This is a genomic window from Pseudoduganella dura (assembly GCF_009727155.1).
Lineage (GTDB): Bacteria > Pseudomonadota > Gammaproteobacteria > Burkholderiales > Burkholderiaceae_D > Rugamonas > Rugamonas dura.
The window spans coordinates 5,511,482-5,529,165 of the sequence record NZ_WNWM01000002.1 but is presented as its reverse complement, the minus strand read 5'-3'; the positions used below and the strand labels follow the sequence as shown (position 1 = coordinate 5,529,165).

The window sequence follows — 17,684 nt, the reverse complement described above, 5'->3', positions numbered from 1 at the left end:
GTTACCTTGGATCGTTCGATGGTCAGCCGGCCACGTAGCCGAGCTTGTTCATGTCGGCCTTGAGCTCGACGTAATAGGAATCGCTGATGCGGTACTTGAACATGAAGATACCCATCAGCAGGTGGAAGAAGCCGGGAATCACGGTCAGCATCAGCGCGATGCCGTTCAGCGCGTGGGCCGACTGCGTGGCGTTCGGCACGTAATGGAAATAGGTGAACAGGCCGCCCACCAGCGCGCCGGCGATGCCCATGCCGGCTTTCTGGCACACCGAGATGCCGCCGAACGCGAAGCCGGAAACGCGCTTGCCGGTCTTCACGTGCCCGTAGTCGATGGTTTCGGCGATGGCGGACCAGAACACCGGCGCATGCAGGTCGACGATGAACGACAGCAGGAAGTACAGGACGAACGCCAGCACCATGTCGCCGGGCTTTACCAGCACGTAGATCGCCACGCTGATCAGCGCCACCAGCACCTGTGAATTGCGGAACAGTTTCACCTTGCAGTAGGACTTGGTGATCCAGGTGGATGCCACCATCGAGATGATCGCCGCCGCCACGCCGGTGGACAGGAAGGCCGACACCACGGCCGCGTCGCCGCCCAGGTAGTATTTCGCGTAGTAGATCGCCACCGAGCCGCGGATCACGTAGCCGATCGTGCCGGTCACGCAGGCGCCGCACAGCAGCAGCCACTGGTCGTTCTTCAGCAGCACTTTCAGCTGCGCCGCCAGCGACTGGCGCTCCACCACGTGGCGCACGCGCTCGGTGGTGGTGAAGAAGCAGAACAGGAACAGCAGCACGCCCATCAGCGCCATCACGGCCATGGCCGCCTGGTAGCCGGCGGCCGGATTGCCGTTGCCCCAGCGCTCGGCCAGGATCGGCACGATGATCGTCACCATGAACGCGCCGATCTTGGCGAAGAACAGGCGATAGCCGTTGGCGGACAGGCGCTCCTGCGGATCGGCGGTCAGCGCGCTCGGCAGGGAGATGTACGAAACACCCACGCCGGATGTCATCACCGTCATCAGGATGTAGGTCGAATAGGCCCACAGCAGCTTGGCGTCATAGCCGAAATCGGGCGTCACGAACACGAAGAACACCGAGATCCCGTAGGGCACGGCCAGGAACAGGAACCAGGGGCGGTAGCGGCCCCACTTGTTCGTGTAGCGGTCGGTGATCTGGCCCATCGCCAGGTCGGAAATCGCGCCGATGAACTTCACGGCCAGCAGCAGCATCGCCAGGTCTTCGACATGCAGGCCATAGATGTCGGTATAAAAGAAGGTAATGATCAGCATCATCGACGAGATCACGACGTTCAGGGCCATGTCGCCGGCACCGAAGCCCACCTTCTCCAGCGTGGATAATTTTTGAGTCTGCATGTCTTCCTCTTCAATTGCCGGGCCGCGGAACGGATGGCCCGCGCGGCCCGGAGATGTCAGCCTGCGACATCGGTACGATCTGCTTACAACTACAGCACAACGACTGCTGGGCAACCATTGCAGCCGGCCGGTGAACGGGTCACCGGCCGGCTGCGCGGACCAATGGGCGGACCGTGCCTGTGGCACCACTGGCAACGATGCGACGGACGTTCGGGATGGAAGAAGTGGAACCGGGCATGGCGATGCCTGGGGAGATGTGCTTCATGGGTCTCCGACGTCTCTTTGCTTGTTATGGTGCTTCTTGTCGTTATTGCACGGATGGCCGGCAGGATGAAGTGCTGGCCTGGACCGATCTTAGGCGGCCCGCCGAAAACGATCCAATCAAATTTTACCGGTTCTCAATATCAATTTTGATATCGGATACTCAAGCACTGAGCAAAACGCTCATTTTTTTGATCATTTTACGCGCGGTGGTCAGCTTTTGATGCGGGCTTTTGATGCGGGCTTTTGATGCGGGCTTTTGATGCGATGCACTCAGGTATTACTTAACGACAATGCATAAGCACGTGTTGTCGCGAGGAGACGGAAGCGGGTTTCCCGGCCGTGGGCGACGACGATCAGCGAGTGCGCCGCCAGCACGGCAAGGCTGTCGATCGTGTCGTACGGCGATTGCTCCGGCTGCAACAATGCGCCGGCGTCGTCCAGCGTAAACCAGGACGGCAGCGCGGCCAGCCGGCGCAGCGCCCCCTGCGCGGCCGCGGGCAGCAGCACATAGCTCCAGTCCAGGGCCGCGCGCAACGTGCGGTGACGCGGCGTGCCCGTGGCGGATGCGCTGGCGGACGCGTCCTGCCGCAGCAGGCCCAGCATGTCGTCCAGACCGTCGACCACCCGGTGCAGGCCCAGGCGCGGGACCTGGGCGGCGGCCAGTTCGATCGCCAGCGGCAGGCCGTCGAGGCGGCGGCAGATCGCCGCGGCCAGCGCGAGGCCGCCGGCACCCGGCGCGAAGGCTGCACCGGCGGCGGTGGCGCGCGCCGCGAACAGCGCCACGGCACTGTTCGCGGCCAGGCTGGCGGCATCCGTGTCGTCCGGCGCCGGCAGCGCCAGCGCCGGCACGCGCAACACCGTTTCGCCGCTGGCCAGCAACGGCTGCCGGCTTGTCGCCAGCACGCCCAGCCACGGGCACCGGACCAGCAGCGCCTCCGCCAGCCGGCTGCAGGCGTCGGCCAGGTGCTCGCAATTATCCAGCACCAGCAGGGCCACCGGCGGCGACGATGGGGGCGGCCCATCCCGCGTCAACTGCGCCGCCAGGGTGGCGGGCGAACGCCAGTACTGCCGCGGCGCCAGCCCGAGCGCCTCGGCCACGGCCGCGAGCATGCCCTCTTCCGACCCGGCGGCATCGAGCCCGGCCCAGGCCACGCCGCCGTGCCGGTGCGCGGCGGCCAGGGCCAGCGCCGTCTTGCCGATGCCGGCCGGGCCTGCCAGCGTGACGAAGCGCGTTGCCGCGCAGCGCGCCACCACCTTGTCGACGAGCGCGTCGCGCCCCACGAACGCGGCGGGCAGTCCCGGCAGGGAAGCCCGGATCGGGCGCCGCACCGCCCTGCCCGCGAACAGGTAGCCGCGCCCGGCCACCGTGCCGATCAGCGTGCGGTCGTCGTCCGCCAGCGCACGGCGCAGCGCGGCGATCTGCACGCGCAGGTTGCCGTCGTCGATCTCCCTGCCGGGCCATGCGCGCCGCACCAGGTCGTCCCGGCTCAGCACCCTGCCCCCGGCCTCGACCAGCGCCTGCAGCAGGCGGCCGGCACGCTGCCCCAGCGGCACGGGCGGCCCGCCGGCAGTGCGCAGTTCGTAACGGTCGATGTCGAAGGTATGGCGGCCGAATGCGATCGCGCCGCCTTCGCTGCTGTTGTATCTGTCCATGCACCGAGGATACGTTGCAGTGCAGCAAGGGCATAGCCCACATCGAGGCTGTCGCGACTGCCCCCATATGGCGCCGGTCCCATCCCCCGATCGGGGCAGTGCCGCCGCCGCAGGCCCGTGTAAGATGGCCGTTTCACCAGGCAGCACGACAATGAACTACAGCACGGGCAGGAGCGGCGGCATGCGGGATATGACAGGCGGCGCCGGCGGCGCAAACGGCGCGCCGGTGCGCGTGATGGTGGTGGACGATCATCCGCTGCTGCGCGAGGGCATCGCCGCCGTGCTGTCGATCGGCGGATCGTTCGAGCTGGTGGCCGAAGCCGGCGACGGCCGCGAAGCGCTGGCGCAATACGTGCGCCACCAGCCGGATGTGGTCCTGATGGACCTGCAGATGCCCGTGATGAGCGGGCTGGAAGCGATCGTGGCGATCCGCGAGATCGCGCCACGGGCGCGCATCATCGTGCTGACCACCTACAAGGGCGATGTGCAGGTGCTGCGCGCGCTGAAATCCGGCGCGATGGGCTACCTGTTGAAAAGCATGCTGCGCACCGAACTGGCCGACGCCATCACGCGCGTGCACGCGGGCCAGCGCCATATCCCGCCGGAGATCGCCATCGAACTGGCGGCCCATATCGATGCCGATGCGCTGTCCGCCCGCGAGACGGAAGTGCTGGGCCTGGTCGCCGACGGCAATTCCAACAAGCGCGTGGCCCAGGCACTGGGCATTGCCGAGGAAACCGTGAAAGCCCACATGAGCACCGTGCTCGGCAAGCTCGGTGCCCGCGACCGCACGCATGCCGTCACGATCGCGATCCGGCGCGGCATCCTCGAACCCTGAGTTTTTCCGCCGGGCCGCGCCGCCGGCAGCATTCCGATAGCCGCTGGAAATAATTCCACAAAGAAACGGACGCTGACGAGCCGCCCGGCGGAGTACGATGGCGGGATGCAGATGCCCACGCCTCCTCTTTCCGGGCCTTCCAGGGCCGGCCGTGCCGCGCACATGCTGTCCCTCGCCCTGGCGCTCGGCACGTTGTGCACGGGACTGGCAGCAACCGCGCTTGTATGGAACGGCCTGCGCGCCAGCCACGATGCGCGGCTGCGCGCCGAGTTCGAGTACCGCGTGCGCGAACTGCAAGCGCGCATCGGCCGCCGCATGGACACGTATGAACAGGTGCTGCGCGGCGCGCAGGCCTATGCGCTGGCAACGCCGGCGACGCCCGACGCCGCGGGATTCCGCACCTATGTCGGCACGCTGGCGCTGCGCCGGCACTATCCCGGCATCCAGGGCCTGGGAATCGCCGTGCTCGAGCGGCCGGCAGGCACGCCGGCCGGCCACGAACGCAGTGCCGTCGTGATGATCGAGCCGCTCGACGCGATGAACCGGCGCGCCCTCGGCTATGACATGTTGGCCGAGCCGGTCCGCCGCGCCGCCATGACGCGCGCCGCCGCCACCGGCGGCGCGGCGCTGACCGGCCAGGTGCGCCTGGTGCAGGAAGGCGCCGGCGCCGGCCAGCCCGGCTTCCTGATGTACCTGCCGCTGTACCTGTCCCGCGGCGCGCCGGCGGATACGGCGGCGCAGGCCGGAGCGATACCGGGCACGCTGCATGGCTGGGTCTACGGCGCGTTCCGCATGCACGATTTCATGGCGGGACTGAAGGGCGAGCGCGAGGCCGACCTGCACGTGGCGGTGTACGATGCCACCCCCGCGCCGGCGAACTGCATGGTGGGCTGCGCCCAGGCCGGCACCGATGCGCGGCTCGACACGATGCGCACGCTCGATGTCGCCGGCCGGCCGTGGATCGTGCGGGTGCGCAGCACCCCCGCATTCGAGCAGCGCATGGCTTCGCAGCAGGCCGCCTGGGCCGGCGTGGTCGGCATCATCGTCAGTGTCCTGTCGGCCACCCTGGTATGGCTGCTGGCGCAGGGCCGCGACCGTGCCCGCCTGCTGGCCCGGCGCATCACCGACGACCTGCAGCGCTCCTACGGCACGCTGCGGCACGAGCGCAGCCGCCTGATCAGCATCCTGGAAAACGCCAACGACGCGTTCGTGGCCGTGGATGCGGCCGGCAACATCACCTACTGGAACGCGCAGGCCGAGCGCATCTTCGGCTGGAGCGTGGACGAGGCCCGCGGCCGGCCCCTGCGCCTGCTGTTTCCCGGCCCCCAGCCCGAGCTGGACCGGCTGCTGGCATTCGACGCCGCCGCGTTCGCGGAGGGACTCGGCCGGCGGCTGGAATTGCAGGCCGCCACCCGCGAAGGCTTGCCGGTACCGGTCGAGCTGTCCTGCTCGCTCGTCGACAGCGGGGGCGAGCAGGCGCTGCACGGCTTCATCCGGGACCTGTCCGCAAAGAAGGCCGCCGCCGCCCGCGAGGCGGCACGCCAGCGCGACCTGCAACAGGCACAGCATGCCCTGAACCGGGCGCAAAAACTCGAAGCCGTCGGCAAGCTGACGGGCGGCGTCGCCCACGATTTCAACAACGTGCTGCAAGTCATCTATGGCAACGTGCAGGCGGTGGCCACGGCGCCGCGCGCACCGGACGCGCCACGCCGGCTCGCCGGCGCGCTGGCCGCCGTGGAGCGGGGCGCGAACCTGTCGCGCCAGTTGCTGGCGTTTGCCCGCCGCCAGCCGCTCGAACCCGTGGTGATCAACCTGGCGCGCCTGCTGCGCAACGTGGACGACCTGCTGCGCCGCGCGCTGGGCGACGGCATCGAGCTGGCGACGAGCGTCGAGCCGGGGCTGTGGAACACGCTGGTCGATCCGAACCAGCTGGAAAACGTGGTGCTGAACCTGGCGATCAACGCGCGCGACGCCATGAAGGGGCGCGGGCGCCTGACGGTCGAGCTGTCGAACGTAGTGCTCGACGAGCTCCATGCCGCGGTGGTGCCCGACGCGGTGCCCGGCGACTACGTGCTGCTGGCGGTATCCGACAATGGCAGCGGCATGCCGCCGGACGTGCAGGAACGCGTGTTCGAACCGTTCTTCACCACCAAGCCGGAAGGCGAAGGCACCGGCCTCGGCCTGTCGATGGCGTATGGCTTCGTGCGGCAGACCGGCGGCCATATCCGCCTCTACAGCGAGGTGGGCGTGGGCACCACGATGCGGCTGTACTTCCCGCGCACCGGCGCGCCGGAAACGGCATTGCCGCCGGAACAGCCGCTGCCGGCCGCCGGCGGCAGCGAGACGATCCTGGTGGTGGAAGACGATGCCGCCGTGCGCGAGACGGTGACCGCGATGCTGCGCGATCTGCAATACGAGGTGATCGAAGCCGGCGACGCGGACGAAGCGATCCGCGCGCTGAAGTGCGGCGCCCCCGTGGACCTGCTGTTCACCGATGTCGTCATGCCCGGTGCGCTGCCCGTGGCGGAGCTGGCCCGCGTGGCGCGCCACCTGCACCCGGGCATCGCCGTGCTGTACACATCCGGCTACACGCAGGAGGCGGTGCAGCGCGACGGCCGGCTGGAACCGGGCACGCACCTGCTCTCGAAGCCGTACCGCCGCGACGAGCTGGCGCGTAAGGTGCGCACCGTGCTGGACGAGCGGATGGACGAATGCCCCGTCCCGGAAGCGGCGCCGCCCGCCCCGCTGCGCGTGCTGGTCGTGGAAGACAACGACGACCTGCGCGAGCTGACCTGCGAGATGATCGCAGCGCTGGGCTGGCAGGCCACCGGTGCCGGCAGCGCCGAGGCGGCGCTCGAATCGCTGGCGGCCGGCGGCATCGGCGCCGTGTTCACGGACGTGCAGCTGCCCGGCATGAGCGGCCTGGAGCTGGCCTGGCGGCTGGCCGACAACCCGGAGCTGCCGGTGGTGGTGGTGACGGGACGCGCGCTGGGCGACGAACTGCCGCCGGGCGCGCGGCTGCTCTACAAGCCCTACCGCATCGATGCCGTGGAGGAGATCCTGGCGCAGCTGCGGCTGCAGCGGCGGGAAACGGGCGAGCCGGGGATGGATTGAGGCCAATGCCCGGGCGCGCCAGGCGGCGGCGCGCTCACGAAAAGTGGAAACCGATGCCGAGAACGATCGCCACGGCCAGCAGGCTCGCTCCGTATACGGCACGCCGCAACGCCTTGCGTTTGCGGAGCGCGGCGGTCAAGGCGATCTCGCCGCATGCCTGGGCCATCACTTCAAGGATCATCTTTTCTCTCCGGACCGGTTGGCGGCACCATGCCGCCGAGTCATGAAGATACCAGCCGTTTGCCCGCCCTGCAATGAACGCGTTGGCTCGTTCGGAGGGATGCCGGCCGGATTAAGCCACAGTTAAGCGACTCGCCGGCCAGGCCCCTCCTTCACCGCATTACTGGAACGCCACCTCGGCAAAACTGCGCAGCTTGCGGCTGTGCAGCCGGTCCACGCCCAGCGCCCGCAGCAGTTCCAGCGCGCGGATGCCGATGCGCAGATGCTGGTCGACGCGGTCGCGGTAGAACTGGTTCGCCATGCCGGGCAGCTTGATCTCGCCGTGCAGCGGCTTGTCGCTGACGCACAGCAGCGTGCCGTAGGGAACCCGAAAGCGGAAGCCGTTGGCGGCGATGGTGGCGCTTTCCATGTCCAGCGCCACCGCGCGGCTTTGCGAGAAGCGCCGTTCGGGGGTGCGCTGCGGCAGCAGTTCCCAGTTGCGGTTGTCGGTGCTGGCCACCGTGCCGGTGCGCAGCACGCGCTTCAGGTCGTGGCCCGTGAGCTGCGTGACCTCGGCCACGGCGCCTTCGATCGCCACCTGCACCTCGGCCAGCGCGGGGATCGGCACCCACAGCGGCAGGTCTTCGTCCAGCACATGGTCTTCGCGCACGTAGCCGTGCGCCAGCACGTAGTCGCCCAGCTGCTGCGTGTTGCGCAGGCCGGCGCAGTGGCCCAGCATCAGCCAGGCATGGGGGCGCAGCACGGCCACGTGGTCGGTGATGGTCTTGGCGTTGGCCGGGCCCACGCCGATATTGACCATGCTGATGCCGCTGCCGTCGGCGCGCACCAGGTGGTAGCCCGGCATCTGCGGCAGCCGCACCGGCGGCACGCCCATCGCGTCGCCCGGCATGCTTTCCTGGCCGGCGCGGCGCGTGACGAGGTTGCCCGGTTCGACGAAGGCGATGTAGCCGTCTTCCGCGCTGGCCGGCTCGCGGCTCATGATCGCGTGGCCGAGGCGCACGAATTCGTCGATGTAGAACTGGTAGTTCGTGAACAGCACGAACTTCTGGAAATGTTCCGGCGACGTGCCCGTGTAATGGCGCAGCCGCTGCAGCGAATAGTCGACGCGTGGCCCGGTAAACAGCGACAGCGGCAGCGCCTCGCCCGGCGCCGGCTCGCAGGTGCCGTTGGCGATGCCGTCGTCCATCGCCGCCAGGTTCGGCAGGTCGAACACGTCGCGCATCATCGCGCGCCGCTCGGGGCTCATGCTGCCCTCGATATGGTCGTGCTCGGCGAACGAAAAATGGATCGGGATCGGCTGCGAGGACATGCCGACTTCCAGCTGGACGTTCTGCTGGCCGTGGTTCTTCAGCAGCAGCCGGAACTGCTCGTGGTAGTAGCGCGCGAACAGGTCGGGGCGCGTGAGCGTGGTTTCATAGGTGCCCGGGCCTTCGACGAAACCATAGGACAGCCGCGAATCGGCGCGCGCGAAGGTTTCCGTCTGCACGCGCACGAACGGGTAGCAGGCACGCACATGGGACAGCGTCTCGCCTTCCACGAAGCGGTGCAGGTGCTCGCGCAGATGGGCGATGCTGCCGTCGTAGATTTCGCGCACGCGCGCCAGCGCGGCGGCAGGGTCATCGAATCGCTCAGGGGGCACAAAGGGACGAATGGACACGTCGAACTCCTGTTGTTGTTCTTGTGGTCATCCTATCATGCCGGAGGGCGGCGTGAAGGGCACGCCCGCGTGCAGGCAGCGGATCGCCTGGGCGAACAGCACGCTGCTGTCCAGCACCGCGAACAGCGCCCCGGCGCGGCTGCCGTCGTGCACCGTGTCGGCCACCGCGCCGCCATAGAGCCCGGCGCGTGCCAGCGTGCCCGCCGCGTCGCCGGCGAAGATCGCATGCGTGGCCGCCGCCATCACGCGGGCCGCGCCCCGCTCCCGGCAGGACCGCACCGCGCGCGCCATCGTGCCGCCGGTGCCGATGATGTCGTCGAACACGATGGCCAGCCTGCCGGCCACGTCGCCGGCCATCAGGTCGCCCGTCAGTTCGCCGCCATGGCGGTGCTTTTCGACGAATGCCAGCGCCACCGGACGGTCCAGCGCCCGGGCCAGCGCCTGGCGGAAACCCTCGGCACGGCGGATGCCGCCGCCGTCCGGCGCCACCACGCACACTTCCTGCGTGCCGGCCACGGCCGCGAAATGGGCTGCAAACAGCGCGCTGCCGTCCAGGTGCTCGGTGCGGCAGCGGAAGGCGTTCTGGAATGCCGACAGGTTGTGCACGTCCAGGGTCAGCACCGTGTCCGCGCCGGCCGCCTCGAGGAGCGTGGCGACGTAGCGCAGCGTCAGCGGATCGCCGGCCTGCTGCCGGGTATCCTGCCGTGCGAACGCCACGTAGGGCAGCACGGCCGTCACGCGGGCGGCTCCCGCGTCGCGCAGCGCGCCGATGAAGAACAGCAGCCGGCACAGCCGCTCGCCGCTGCCCTGCTCCGGCGTGGCCGCCAGCGCGTGGATCACGCAGGCATGCCCGCCGCGCACGGCGGCCGGGGCGCGCACGGCAAATTCGCCGTCGTCGAACTGCTCTTCCTCGTGGGCGGCCAGCGGCACGCCCAGGTGCCGGGCCACGCGCTGGCCGAACGGTGCGCTGCCAGCCAGCGCGAACAGGTGCAGGGGTGCGTTCATTGTGGGATGCGAAAACCGTGGAAGTGAATGGCGACAGTGCCATTGTAGGCGCAAGCGGCAGGTGGCAGTGCGCACCGCGGCGGATATCGACGCGCAGCATGCGGCCGACATTGCAGCCGATCGTGCCATGCACGGCAATGAACAGGGAGGACGGTGCACCGCCAGGGTGCGTGGCCGTACGGAAGCGCCCGATGGGTCGGCCGATACTAGGCGTGCCCCGGCGGCTCACCTGGCCCGCGGGGTTGCAACCGACCGGCAACATGACAGAACCTACCGATACCGACATCCTGATCCTCGGCCATGCGCCCCAGGCGCGCGAATGGCTGCGCGCGCTGCCGTTCCCCGTGCGCCCGGCAACCGAGGCCAGCCTTGTCGCCGAACTCCCGTCGCATGGCGTGCGCCTGATCCTCTGCGCGCCCACCATCGATCCCGGCATGCTGGCCGCCCTGCGCGTGCGCCCCGCCCTGCAGGATTGCGCGCTGGTGGCGCTGTCGCCCGCCTGCGACGACGGCCGGGTGGAGTTCGACGACGTGATCGACCTGGCCGCGAGCACGGCCGAGGCGTTCGCCGCCCGCATCCTGGCCACGCTGAACGGCACGCGCGTGCGGGCGCGGCGCAACGCGGGTTATCGCCTGCTGCAGCAGATCGACGACACGTTCCGCCAGTTGAACGATCCGCGCGACGTCGCGCTGGCCGCCGCCAGCCTGCTGGGCCGGCACCTGCGCGTCAACCGCTGCGCGTTCGCCGACGTGGAAGAGGACGAGGACACGTTCAACCTCGTCGGCGACTACAACGCGGGCGTGCCGAGCGCTGTCGGCCGGTACCGCTTCGCCCAGTTCGGCGCGGCCTGCCTGGCTTCGATGCGGCGGGGCGAACCGTTCGTGGTCGAGAATGCCGAAGCGGATGCGCGTGCCGGCGAGGCACTGTCCAGCTACCGGCTGATGGGCATCGGTGCCGTCATCTGCGTGCCGGTGCGCAAGAACGGGCGACTCGTGGGCGGCATGGCGGTGCACCAGGTCACGCCGCGGCGCTGGCGCACCGACGAGGTGTCGCTGCTCATGGCGGTGGCCGAGCGCTGCCGGGAGTCGATCGAGCGGGGCCGCATCGCCCGCACGCTGCAGGCGGAAGAAGCACGCTACCGCACGCTGGTCGAGACGATGTCCGCCGTGGTCTGGCACATGCGGGACGACCGCATGACGCCCGGCGAGAATCCCAGCTGGTCGGCCTTTACCGGGCAGTTGCCGGACGAGTACGCGGGCGCGGGCTGGATGGATGCGCTGCATCCGGAGGACCGCGCCGCGACGGCCGCCGCGTGGCAATCGGCGGCCACGCACGGCCATCCCTACATGGCCAGTTTCCGGCTGCGCCGGCACGATGGCGAATACCGCCACATGCTCTCGCGCGGCGCCGCCGTGCACGCCGGCAGCGCGGCCGTCGAATGGGTCGGCAACTGCCTGGACGTGACGGACATGCGCACCACCCAGGAAGCGCTGCGGGTGGCCAGTGCGCGGCTGCAGTTCACCCTCGACTCGGCGCAGATCGCCGACTGGGTATACGACCCCGGCCGCCGCCGCATCGCCGGTTCGGCGCGGCTGGCCCGCCTGCTGGGATGCGACGCCGGCGACAGCGGGTGGGACGTGGACATGGTGGCGGCCCGCGTCCACCCGGACGACCGGCCCCGGCTGACCGCAAGCTACCGCGCCGCCATGGCATCGGACCGGCCGTGGCGCGACGAGTGCCGGCTCGTCGGCGCGGACGGCAACGAGCGCTGGGTTGCCGTGCATGGCAACCGCTACAGCGATGACGGGGCGGCCGGCTGGCGCCTGCTCGGCATCGTCTACGACATCACGGCGCATAAACGTTCCGAACAGGCGCTGCGCGAGGCCGATGCGCGCAAGGACGAGTTCCTGGCCATGCTGGCCCACGAGCTGCGCAACCCGCTGGCGCCGATCGGCGCCGCCGCCCAGGTCCTGACGATCGCGGGCTGCGACCAGGCCAAGGCCACGATGGCCGGCGCCGTGATCGGCCGGCAGGTGCGCCACATGGCGGGCCTGGTGGATGACTTGCTCGACGTGTCGCGCGTGAAGCGCGGCCTGGTGCGGCTGGAAAAACGCCCCTGCGACATGGCGGCAGTGATCGCCGCCGCGATCGAGCAAGTGCGCCCGCTGGCCGACGGCCGCCACCATCGCCTCGCGGTCGGCCTGCCGGACGCGGCGGCCATCGTCGATGGCGACGAAAAGCGCCTGGTGCAGGTGGTGGCGAACCTGCTCAACAACGCGGTCAAGTACACGCCCGACGCCGGCCGCATCGACGTCACGCTGGCACTGGCCGGCGGCACGGCGGTGGTGACGGTGCGCGACAACGGCGTGGGCATGAGCCCGGCGTTTCTCGATCGCGCGTTCGACGTGTTCGCCCAGGCGGACCAGAGCATCGCCCGCTCGCAGGGCGGCCTCGGGCTGGGCCTGGCGCTGGCGCGCAGCCTGGTCAGCGCGCACGGTGGCACGATCAAGGTATCGAGCGACGGTCCGGGCAAGGGGGCCGCATTTGCCGTGACGCTACCGCTGGCCGCGCAGGACTGACCGGCCGCACAGCCGCAAGCGAATCGCAAGGGCCGGTGCTGCCGGCCGGATCAGCGGTCCCGTCCGGGTCGGCGACCGCGGCGTTCAGTGCACCGCGTGTTCAGGCTTGCCGGGCATTGCATCGGATCGGGGGGCATTCAGCAGCCGCCACTGGCTGGGCGACACGTGTTCCCACTCCCGGAACGCGCGATAGAACGAATTGGCATCCTGGTAGCCGAGCAGGAAAGCCACTTCCCCGACTTCGACCGAACCGTCGGACAGGAGCTGGCGGCCGAGTTCCCGCCTGGTTTCGTTGAGCAACATCCTGAAGGTCTTGCCCTCGGCGGTGATCCGCCGCTGCATGGTGCGCTCGCTGAGGCCCAGTTCGCGGGCGACGATCGCGATATCGGAACGGCCGGCGGCGAACGCGCGCCGCAAGGCCGCCTTGACCTGGTCCACGAAGTTCGCTTGCGCCTCGAATTCATGCAAGGCTGCCGCCAGGGCGGGGCCGACCATCCGGAGCATTTCAGGATTGTGGTCGAGAAACGGCAAGGCCAGGCTCGACGCATCCAGCACCATGCGATCCTCGTCCGCGCCGAATCGTACCGGACATCCGAAAAACGCCGCATGCGGGCCGGTACCGGGGGCACGGCGGCGCAGCGTCATCCTCAACGGCGAAATTCGCTGCCCGGTCCCTCTGCGGCCGAGCTCGATCAGCAGGGCGAAGCTGGCCTCCACCGATATATACGGCTCGGGTCCCGTACCGCCTGGCCACTCGCTCGTCACGGCTATTTCCCCGTTTTTTTCATCCATCAGCAGCCGGTCCGGGCTGCACAGGCGCTTGTAGCGGACGATCCGCTCGAGACCGTCGCGAAAATCCGCTGCATACAAAGCGGACACGAACGCCATCATGTGCCTGGCGCTGCTTGTGTCGCACACCATCCGGATGCCGAAACCGGGGTCCCCGGACAGCGACTCGATGGCCTGCCACACGGCAAAGAGTTGTGGCGTGCTGATGAAGGCGGCTTCGTCGAGATGCAATGTCGCCGGCAGCGAAGCCTGCCGCAGCACTGCCGGGGGCTGCAGCCCGAGCCGTTCAATCGATTGCCAGAATGCTGCCGGCAGCTTGCAGCGGTCCGCCGGCATTTTCGTAATTGTCATCTTTCTGTCCTGTTCGGCGATCCGGCCCGGCCAGGAACGGTCATTGAAAATCCCTGCGTTGACACGATCCTGCGGCCTCATGGAATACGCATGGCGATGCGACGGGGCGAGTGATTTTGCCGGCCACTGCCGGCCGCCGGATTCCGGATCGGACGATTGGCGTGATTCGCAGGGGCGCTGGCGTGTTTTGCAGCGACGGCAGCCGTACCCGGCCGCTACTATCTGCCGGTCCGATTCCTTCACTACCGCCAGAGACAATTATGACATTGAAGTTCTACACCAACCCCAATTCCCGAGGCCGGATGGTCCGCTGGATGCTCGAAGAGATCGGCTGCCCGTACGAGACCATCGTCCTGGACTATGAATCGTCAAGCAAAGCCGATCGATGGGGCGGCGCCGCGCTGGCCCGGCCCGGCAGCGGCGATGCGGATACCGTCCGCACGCGCTTTTTCGACCAAATCAATCCGATCGGTAAAATTCCCGCGATCGAGCACGAGGGGCGAATCGTCACGGAGACCGCGGCAATCTGCGCCTATCTCGCGGAAGCATTTCCCGCTGCCGGCCTCGGCCCCACGGCGGCGGAACTCGCCGATTACTACCGCTGGATGTTTTTCGCAGCCGGACCTGTCGAGCAGGCCGTCACGAACCATCGCGCCGGCTTCGAACCGCTGCCGGAGCAGGAGTTCTTTTTCGGCCATGGCAGCTATGCGCGGACGGTCGACCAGCTGGAGCGGGCAGTACAGGCTCACCCGTATATCGCGGGCGATCGATTCACCGCCGCCGACGTCTACGTCGGTTCGCACATCGGCTGGGGCCTGGGCCTCCAGACTCTGCCGGCACGCGATGCATTCCTGGCTTACGCCGGGAAATTGACGGCGCGCGATGCCTACCAGCGGGCGGTGATGAAAGACAATGAGCTGGCGAAGATGACAGCAATGTAAGCTTGCGTGGACTGCAGGCGCCGTCGGCCTGCGGACAGCGCCGAACTGTACTGGTACAAGGGCCGTCACTGCGGCGGAGAGTATCGGGGAAAGTGTATCGGTACCGTACCGTCCACTTGCGCTAGCATGGGTTTCTCACCTGCGGAGCCAGCCCATGCGCATCCTGATCCCCTACCTGCCGCTGATCATGTTCGCCTTCGTGTCCTCGATCACGCCCGGTCCGAACAACATCATGCTGACCTCATCGGGCATCTGGTTCGGCTTTCGCCGCTCGATCCCGCACATGCTGGGCATTACCATCGGCTTCGGCGTGCTGCTGGCCGTTTGCGCGACCGGCATCGGCGCCCTGGTGATGGCGGCGCCGGCGGCGCAGTTCGCGCTCAGGGCGGCGGGCTCCGGCTACCTGCTGTATCTGGCCTGGCAACTGCGCAGCATGGATTTCGACCGGCAGGCCGGCCAGGCGCGGCAGCCCATGGGTTTCGTGGCGGCAGCGGTATTCCAGTTCTGCAATCCGAAGGCCTGGGTCATGGCGATCACCGGCGGTGCGGCTTTCCTGCCGCAAGGCATGCCGGCGCCGCTCGCGATCGCGATCTACTGCCTGGTCTTTTGCGCGGTCAACCTGCCGTGCATCTCCGTGTGGACCGGCGCCGGGGCACTGCTGCGGCGCTATCTTTCACAGCCGTTGTGGCGCAAGGTGTTCTGCGCCGTGATGGTGGCATTGACGGTGTACTCGGCGGTTGCGATCTGGCTGTAGTCACCGCGCGCGCAGCTTGCGGCGCGCCGCCCGCGCATGCGGCACCCACGCCTGCACGGCCCAGCGCCGCCACATGATCAGGCCGCGGATCCATTCGTCCGCGGCGAAGGCGATGTACAGTCCGGCCAGGCCGAAGCCCAGGTGGATGCCGAGCACCCAGCTGCCGCCGGCCAGCACCAGCGCCATCGACGCGGCGCCGGCGGCGACCGGGAAGCGCACGTCGCCGGTCGCGCGCAGCGCATTGATGACCACCAGGTTGAACGTGCGGCCCAGTTCCACCAGCACGCCGAGCCACAGCAGCAGGCGGCCTTCGGCGATGATCGCCGGGTCGCTGGTGAAGGCGCCCAGCAGCCAGGGCCCGGCCAGCGCGACCGCGGCCGACACCACGCCGCTGATGACCAGGCCCCGCCCCAGCGCGCTGCGCACCAGCCGGTGCGCGTCGCCGAATTCGCCGGCGCCCACCATGTGGCCGACCATGATCTCCACGGCGAACGCGGTGGCCAGGCTGAACACGATCACCATGCTGCCGATCTGCTGCACGTAGGCATGCGTGGCGAGCGCCTGCGCACCCATCGTGCCGGCCGCCGCCATCGCCGCCATGAACGACAGCCGCCAGGCGATGTTCTCGGCGGCCGCGGGAATCCCGATATGCAGCACTTCGGCCAGCTCGTCGCGCGGCAGCCGCCACCAGTCCGGCGCCCGCGTGACGAGGCCCAGGTGCTGCCGCCACAGCAGCAGGTGCAGGAAGAGGCCGAGCGCGCGGCTGACCGTCAATGCCACGGCGAAACCGGGCAGGCCCAGCGCCGGGATGGGGCCCCAGCCATGCATCAGCGGCACCGCCAGCATCACGTGCGTGGCGTGCATCGCCACCAGCACCAGCAGTGTGTCGCGGGTGCGCAGGTGGGCCCGCATCACCGCCGCCATCGACGCATTCCACGCGTCGAACAGCAGCGCCGGCGCCAGCGCCATCAGGAACGGCACGGCCAGCGGGAACACGTCGGCCGGCGTCTGCAACAGTTTCAATAACGGTCCGGCGCCGAGAAGCGCCACCAGCGCGGTGACGGCGCCGATCCACGTGCTTGCACCGACCGATGCCAGCGCCACCCGGTCCGCCCGCTCGCGCTGCCCCGCTCCGAGCCCCTGCGTGATGACGACGCCCACGCCGGAACCGACGATGCGGAACAGCAGGAACAGCGTGACGGAGATGTTGTGCGCGATCGCGAACGCGGCGCCGGACGTGTCGGACAGGTGCGATGCCAGCGACGTGCCGGCAATGCCGATGGCGACCGCCAGCACGAGTTCGACGAGCAGGGGCCAGGCAAGCGTGAAGATATGGGGTCGGGGGGTGCTGGGAGGAAGGGACATGGCGGGCGCAGGGAATCCGCCATTGTACGTGGTTCGGGCGCACTACAATGGCGGTTTCCACCGATTTCTCCGCCCTGTCATGGAACCCGCCCTGAATCCCTCCCCCGATCACGCGTCGCTCACCCGCCTGGTCCACGAATTCTATGCCGACGTGCGGCGCGATCCGCTGCTGGCCGCCGTGTTCGGCCCCCGGATCGGCGACGACTGGGACGCGCACCTGGTGCGGATGGTGGCGTTCTGGAGCGACGTCATGCTGGGCCGCGCCGCCGGTGCCCCGCCCTTCCAGGGCAATGTTTACGGCAAGCACATGACGCTGGAAGGCGTGACGCCACAACACTTCCAGCGCTGGCTCGACCTGTTCGACGCCACCGCGCGCCGCCTGTTCGAGGCGCCCGTGGCGGACGAGCTGCTGGTGGTGGCGAAGCGCATCGCGGCCAGCCTGCAATATGGCTTCTTCGGCAAGGTGGAGGTGGCCGGGCCGTCGGCCTGAACGGAGTGGCCTTGCCAGCCAGCAGGTGCCGGCAAGGCAGGTCCATGACGGGTCGGCCACGAAATCGCATCGGCAGTGGTCTTCCTGGCCAGCCGGTCGGCCGGGTCGGTGCCTGCCGTCGTCCCTGCCCACGCCGATGGCGGCCACCAGCAGCGCCGTCATGTCGACGATCCGGCGTACCGTCGCCGACGGCGCCAGGTCAGGCACCGGCCGTGCCGCACCGGGCAGGATCGGACCGATGGCGATATTGTTCCCGGCCGCCACCTTCAACAGGTTGCAGGAGATGTCGTGGATGTTTCGGAGGTCATGTCCAGCCTTGTTTCAGGTCG

14 protein-coding genes and 1 pseudogene are annotated in these 17,684 nt (G+C 68.9%); 7 read left to right on the top strand and 8 right to left on the bottom strand.

Annotated features, from left to right (window positions below):
- Positions 1–22: 22 nt before the first annotated feature.
- A complete protein-coding gene (locus tag GJV26_RS24145; RefSeq protein ID WP_155711205.1) occupies positions 23–1,375 on the bottom strand; it encodes an MFS transporter in 1,353 nt (450 codons plus the stop codon).
- Positions 1,376–1,590: 215 nt separating this feature from the next.
- On the opposite strand from GJV26_RS24145, the gene GJV26_RS24140 reads away from it, so the two are divergent.
- Positions 1,591–1,860 (top strand): hypothetical protein, encoded by a 270-nt coding sequence (locus GJV26_RS24140; RefSeq protein ID WP_155711204.1) that lies wholly within the window; start codon positions 1,591–1,593, stop codon positions 1,858–1,860.
- 49 nt (positions 1,861–1,909) lie between these two features.
- On the opposite strand, the gene GJV26_RS24135 is transcribed toward GJV26_RS24140, so the two are convergent.
- Positions 1,910–3,292 carry an ATP-binding protein gene (locus GJV26_RS24135; RefSeq protein WP_155711203.1) on the bottom strand — a complete coding sequence of 461 codons (1,383 nt, stop codon included), beginning with the start codon at positions 3,290–3,292 and terminating at the stop codon, positions 1,910–1,912.
- 181 nt (positions 3,293–3,473) lie between these two features.
- Here GJV26_RS24135 and GJV26_RS24130 point away from each other — a divergent pair, with 181 nt between their 5' ends.
- Entirely contained in the window at positions 3,474–4,130 is a 657-nt protein-coding gene (locus tag GJV26_RS24130) for a response regulator (RefSeq protein WP_229419420.1), read from the top strand.
- A gap of 162 nt (positions 4,131–4,292) precedes the next feature.
- Complete coding sequence (locus tag GJV26_RS24125) at positions 4,293–7,244, top strand: CHASE domain-containing protein (RefSeq protein WP_173346261.1); 2,952 nt, start codon at positions 4,293–4,295, stop codon at positions 7,242–7,244.
- Positions 7,245–7,278: 34 nt separating this feature from the next.
- Here the strand turns inward: GJV26_RS24125 and GJV26_RS24120 are convergent, their stop codons facing one another.
- The 3 genes from GJV26_RS24120 to GJV26_RS24110 form a co-directional block, all read right to left on the bottom strand.
- Positions 7,279–7,425: a hypothetical protein gene (locus tag GJV26_RS24120; RefSeq protein WP_155711201.1), complete on the bottom strand. Its 147-nt coding sequence runs from the start codon at positions 7,423–7,425 to the stop codon at positions 7,279–7,281.
- A 159-nt stretch (positions 7,426–7,584) separates the two neighbouring features.
- A complete protein-coding gene (locus GJV26_RS24115; protein ID WP_189441953.1) occupies positions 7,585–9,081 on the bottom strand; it encodes an AMP nucleosidase in 1,497 nt (498 codons plus the stop codon).
- A 27-nt stretch (positions 9,082–9,108) separates the two neighbouring features.
- On the bottom strand, positions 9,109–10,086 hold the full coding sequence (locus GJV26_RS24110; protein ID WP_155711200.1) for a ribose-phosphate diphosphokinase: 978 nt from the start codon (positions 10,084–10,086) through the stop codon (positions 9,109–9,111).
- 260 nt (positions 10,087–10,346) lie between these two features.
- Between GJV26_RS24110 and GJV26_RS24105 the strand changes: the two genes are divergently transcribed.
- Positions 10,347–12,665 (top strand): sensor histidine kinase, encoded by a 2,319-nt coding sequence (locus GJV26_RS24105; RefSeq protein WP_155711199.1) that lies wholly within the window; start codon positions 10,347–10,349, stop codon positions 12,663–12,665.
- 84 nt (positions 12,666–12,749) lie between these two features.
- Here GJV26_RS24105 and GJV26_RS24100 read toward each other — a convergent pair whose 3' ends face one another.
- Positions 12,750–13,886, bottom strand: coding sequence for an AraC family transcriptional regulator (locus GJV26_RS24100; protein ID WP_229419419.1), 1,137 nt, complete (start codon positions 13,884–13,886; stop codon positions 12,750–12,752).
- Between the two features lie 179 nt (positions 13,887–14,065).
- Between GJV26_RS24100 and GJV26_RS24095 the strand changes: the two genes are divergently transcribed.
- Complete coding sequence (locus GJV26_RS24095) at positions 14,066–14,746, top strand: glutathione S-transferase family protein (protein ID WP_216643159.1); 681 nt, start codon at positions 14,066–14,068, stop codon at positions 14,744–14,746.
- A 154-nt stretch (positions 14,747–14,900) separates the two neighbouring features.
- A complete protein-coding gene (locus GJV26_RS24090) occupies positions 14,901–15,500 on the top strand; it encodes a LysE family translocator (RefSeq protein WP_155711198.1) in 600 nt (199 codons plus the stop codon).
- Here GJV26_RS24090 and GJV26_RS24085 read toward each other — a convergent pair whose 3' ends face one another.
- On the bottom strand, positions 15,501–16,865 hold the full coding sequence (locus tag GJV26_RS24085) for an MATE family efflux transporter (protein ID WP_155711197.1): 1,365 nt from the start codon (positions 16,863–16,865) through the stop codon (positions 15,501–15,503).
- Between the two features lie 79 nt (positions 16,866–16,944).
- Here GJV26_RS24085 and GJV26_RS24080 point away from each other — a divergent pair, with 79 nt between their 5' ends.
- Positions 16,945–17,355 (top strand): group III truncated hemoglobin, encoded by a 411-nt coding sequence (locus GJV26_RS24080; RefSeq protein WP_155711196.1) that lies wholly within the window; start codon positions 16,945–16,947, stop codon positions 17,353–17,355.
- A gap of 123 nt (positions 17,356–17,478) precedes the next feature.
- On the opposite strand, the pseudogene GJV26_RS24075 reads toward GJV26_RS24080, so the two are convergent.
- Positions 17,479–17,643, bottom strand: a pseudogene (locus GJV26_RS24075) (phosphate acyltransferase); the annotation flags it as partial.
- Positions 17,644–17,684: the final 41 nt, after the last annotated feature.

Bases quoted from the DNA above. Each gene is read 5' to 3' on its own strand.
- GJV26_RS24100 (WP_229419419.1), bottom strand. From the start codon at position 13,886: ATGAGGCCGCAGGATCGTGTCAACGCAGGGATTTTCAATGACCGTTCC.
- GJV26_RS24095 (WP_216643159.1), top strand. From the start codon at position 14,066: ATGACATTGAAGTTCTACACCAACCCCAATTCCCGAGGCCGGATGGTC.
- GJV26_RS24090 (WP_155711198.1), top strand. From the start codon at position 14,901: ATGCGCATCCTGATCCCCTACCTGCCGCTGATCATGTTCGCCTTCGTG.
- GJV26_RS24085 (WP_155711197.1), bottom strand. From the start codon at position 16,865: ATGTCCCTTCCTCCCAGCACCCCCCGACCCCATATCTTCACGCTTGCC.
- GJV26_RS24080 (WP_155711196.1), top strand. From the start codon at position 16,945: ATGGAACCCGCCCTGAATCCCTCCCCCGATCACGCGTCGCTCACCCGC.
- GJV26_RS24135 (WP_155711203.1), bottom strand. From the start codon at position 3,292: ATGGACAGATACAACAGCAGCGAAGGCGGCGCGATCGCATTCGGCCGC.
- GJV26_RS24125 (WP_173346261.1), top strand. From the start codon at position 4,293: ATGCTGTCCCTCGCCCTGGCGCTCGGCACGTTGTGCACGGGACTGGCA.
- GJV26_RS24120 (WP_155711201.1), bottom strand. From the start codon at position 7,425: ATGATCCTTGAAGTGATGGCCCAGGCATGCGGCGAGATCGCCTTGACC.
- GJV26_RS24110 (WP_155711200.1), bottom strand. From the start codon at position 10,086: ATGAACGCACCCCTGCACCTGTTCGCGCTGGCTGGCAGCGCACCGTTC.
- GJV26_RS24145 (WP_155711205.1), bottom strand. From the start codon at position 1,375: ATGCAGACTCAAAAATTATCCACGCTGGAGAAGGTGGGCTTCGGTGCC.
- GJV26_RS24105 (WP_155711199.1), top strand. From the start codon at position 10,347: ATGACAGAACCTACCGATACCGACATCCTGATCCTCGGCCATGCGCCC.
- GJV26_RS24140 (WP_155711204.1), top strand. From the start codon at position 1,591: ATGGAAGAAGTGGAACCGGGCATGGCGATGCCTGGGGAGATGTGCTTC.
- GJV26_RS24130 (WP_229419420.1), top strand. From the start codon at position 3,474: ATGCGGGATATGACAGGCGGCGCCGGCGGCGCAAACGGCGCGCCGGTG.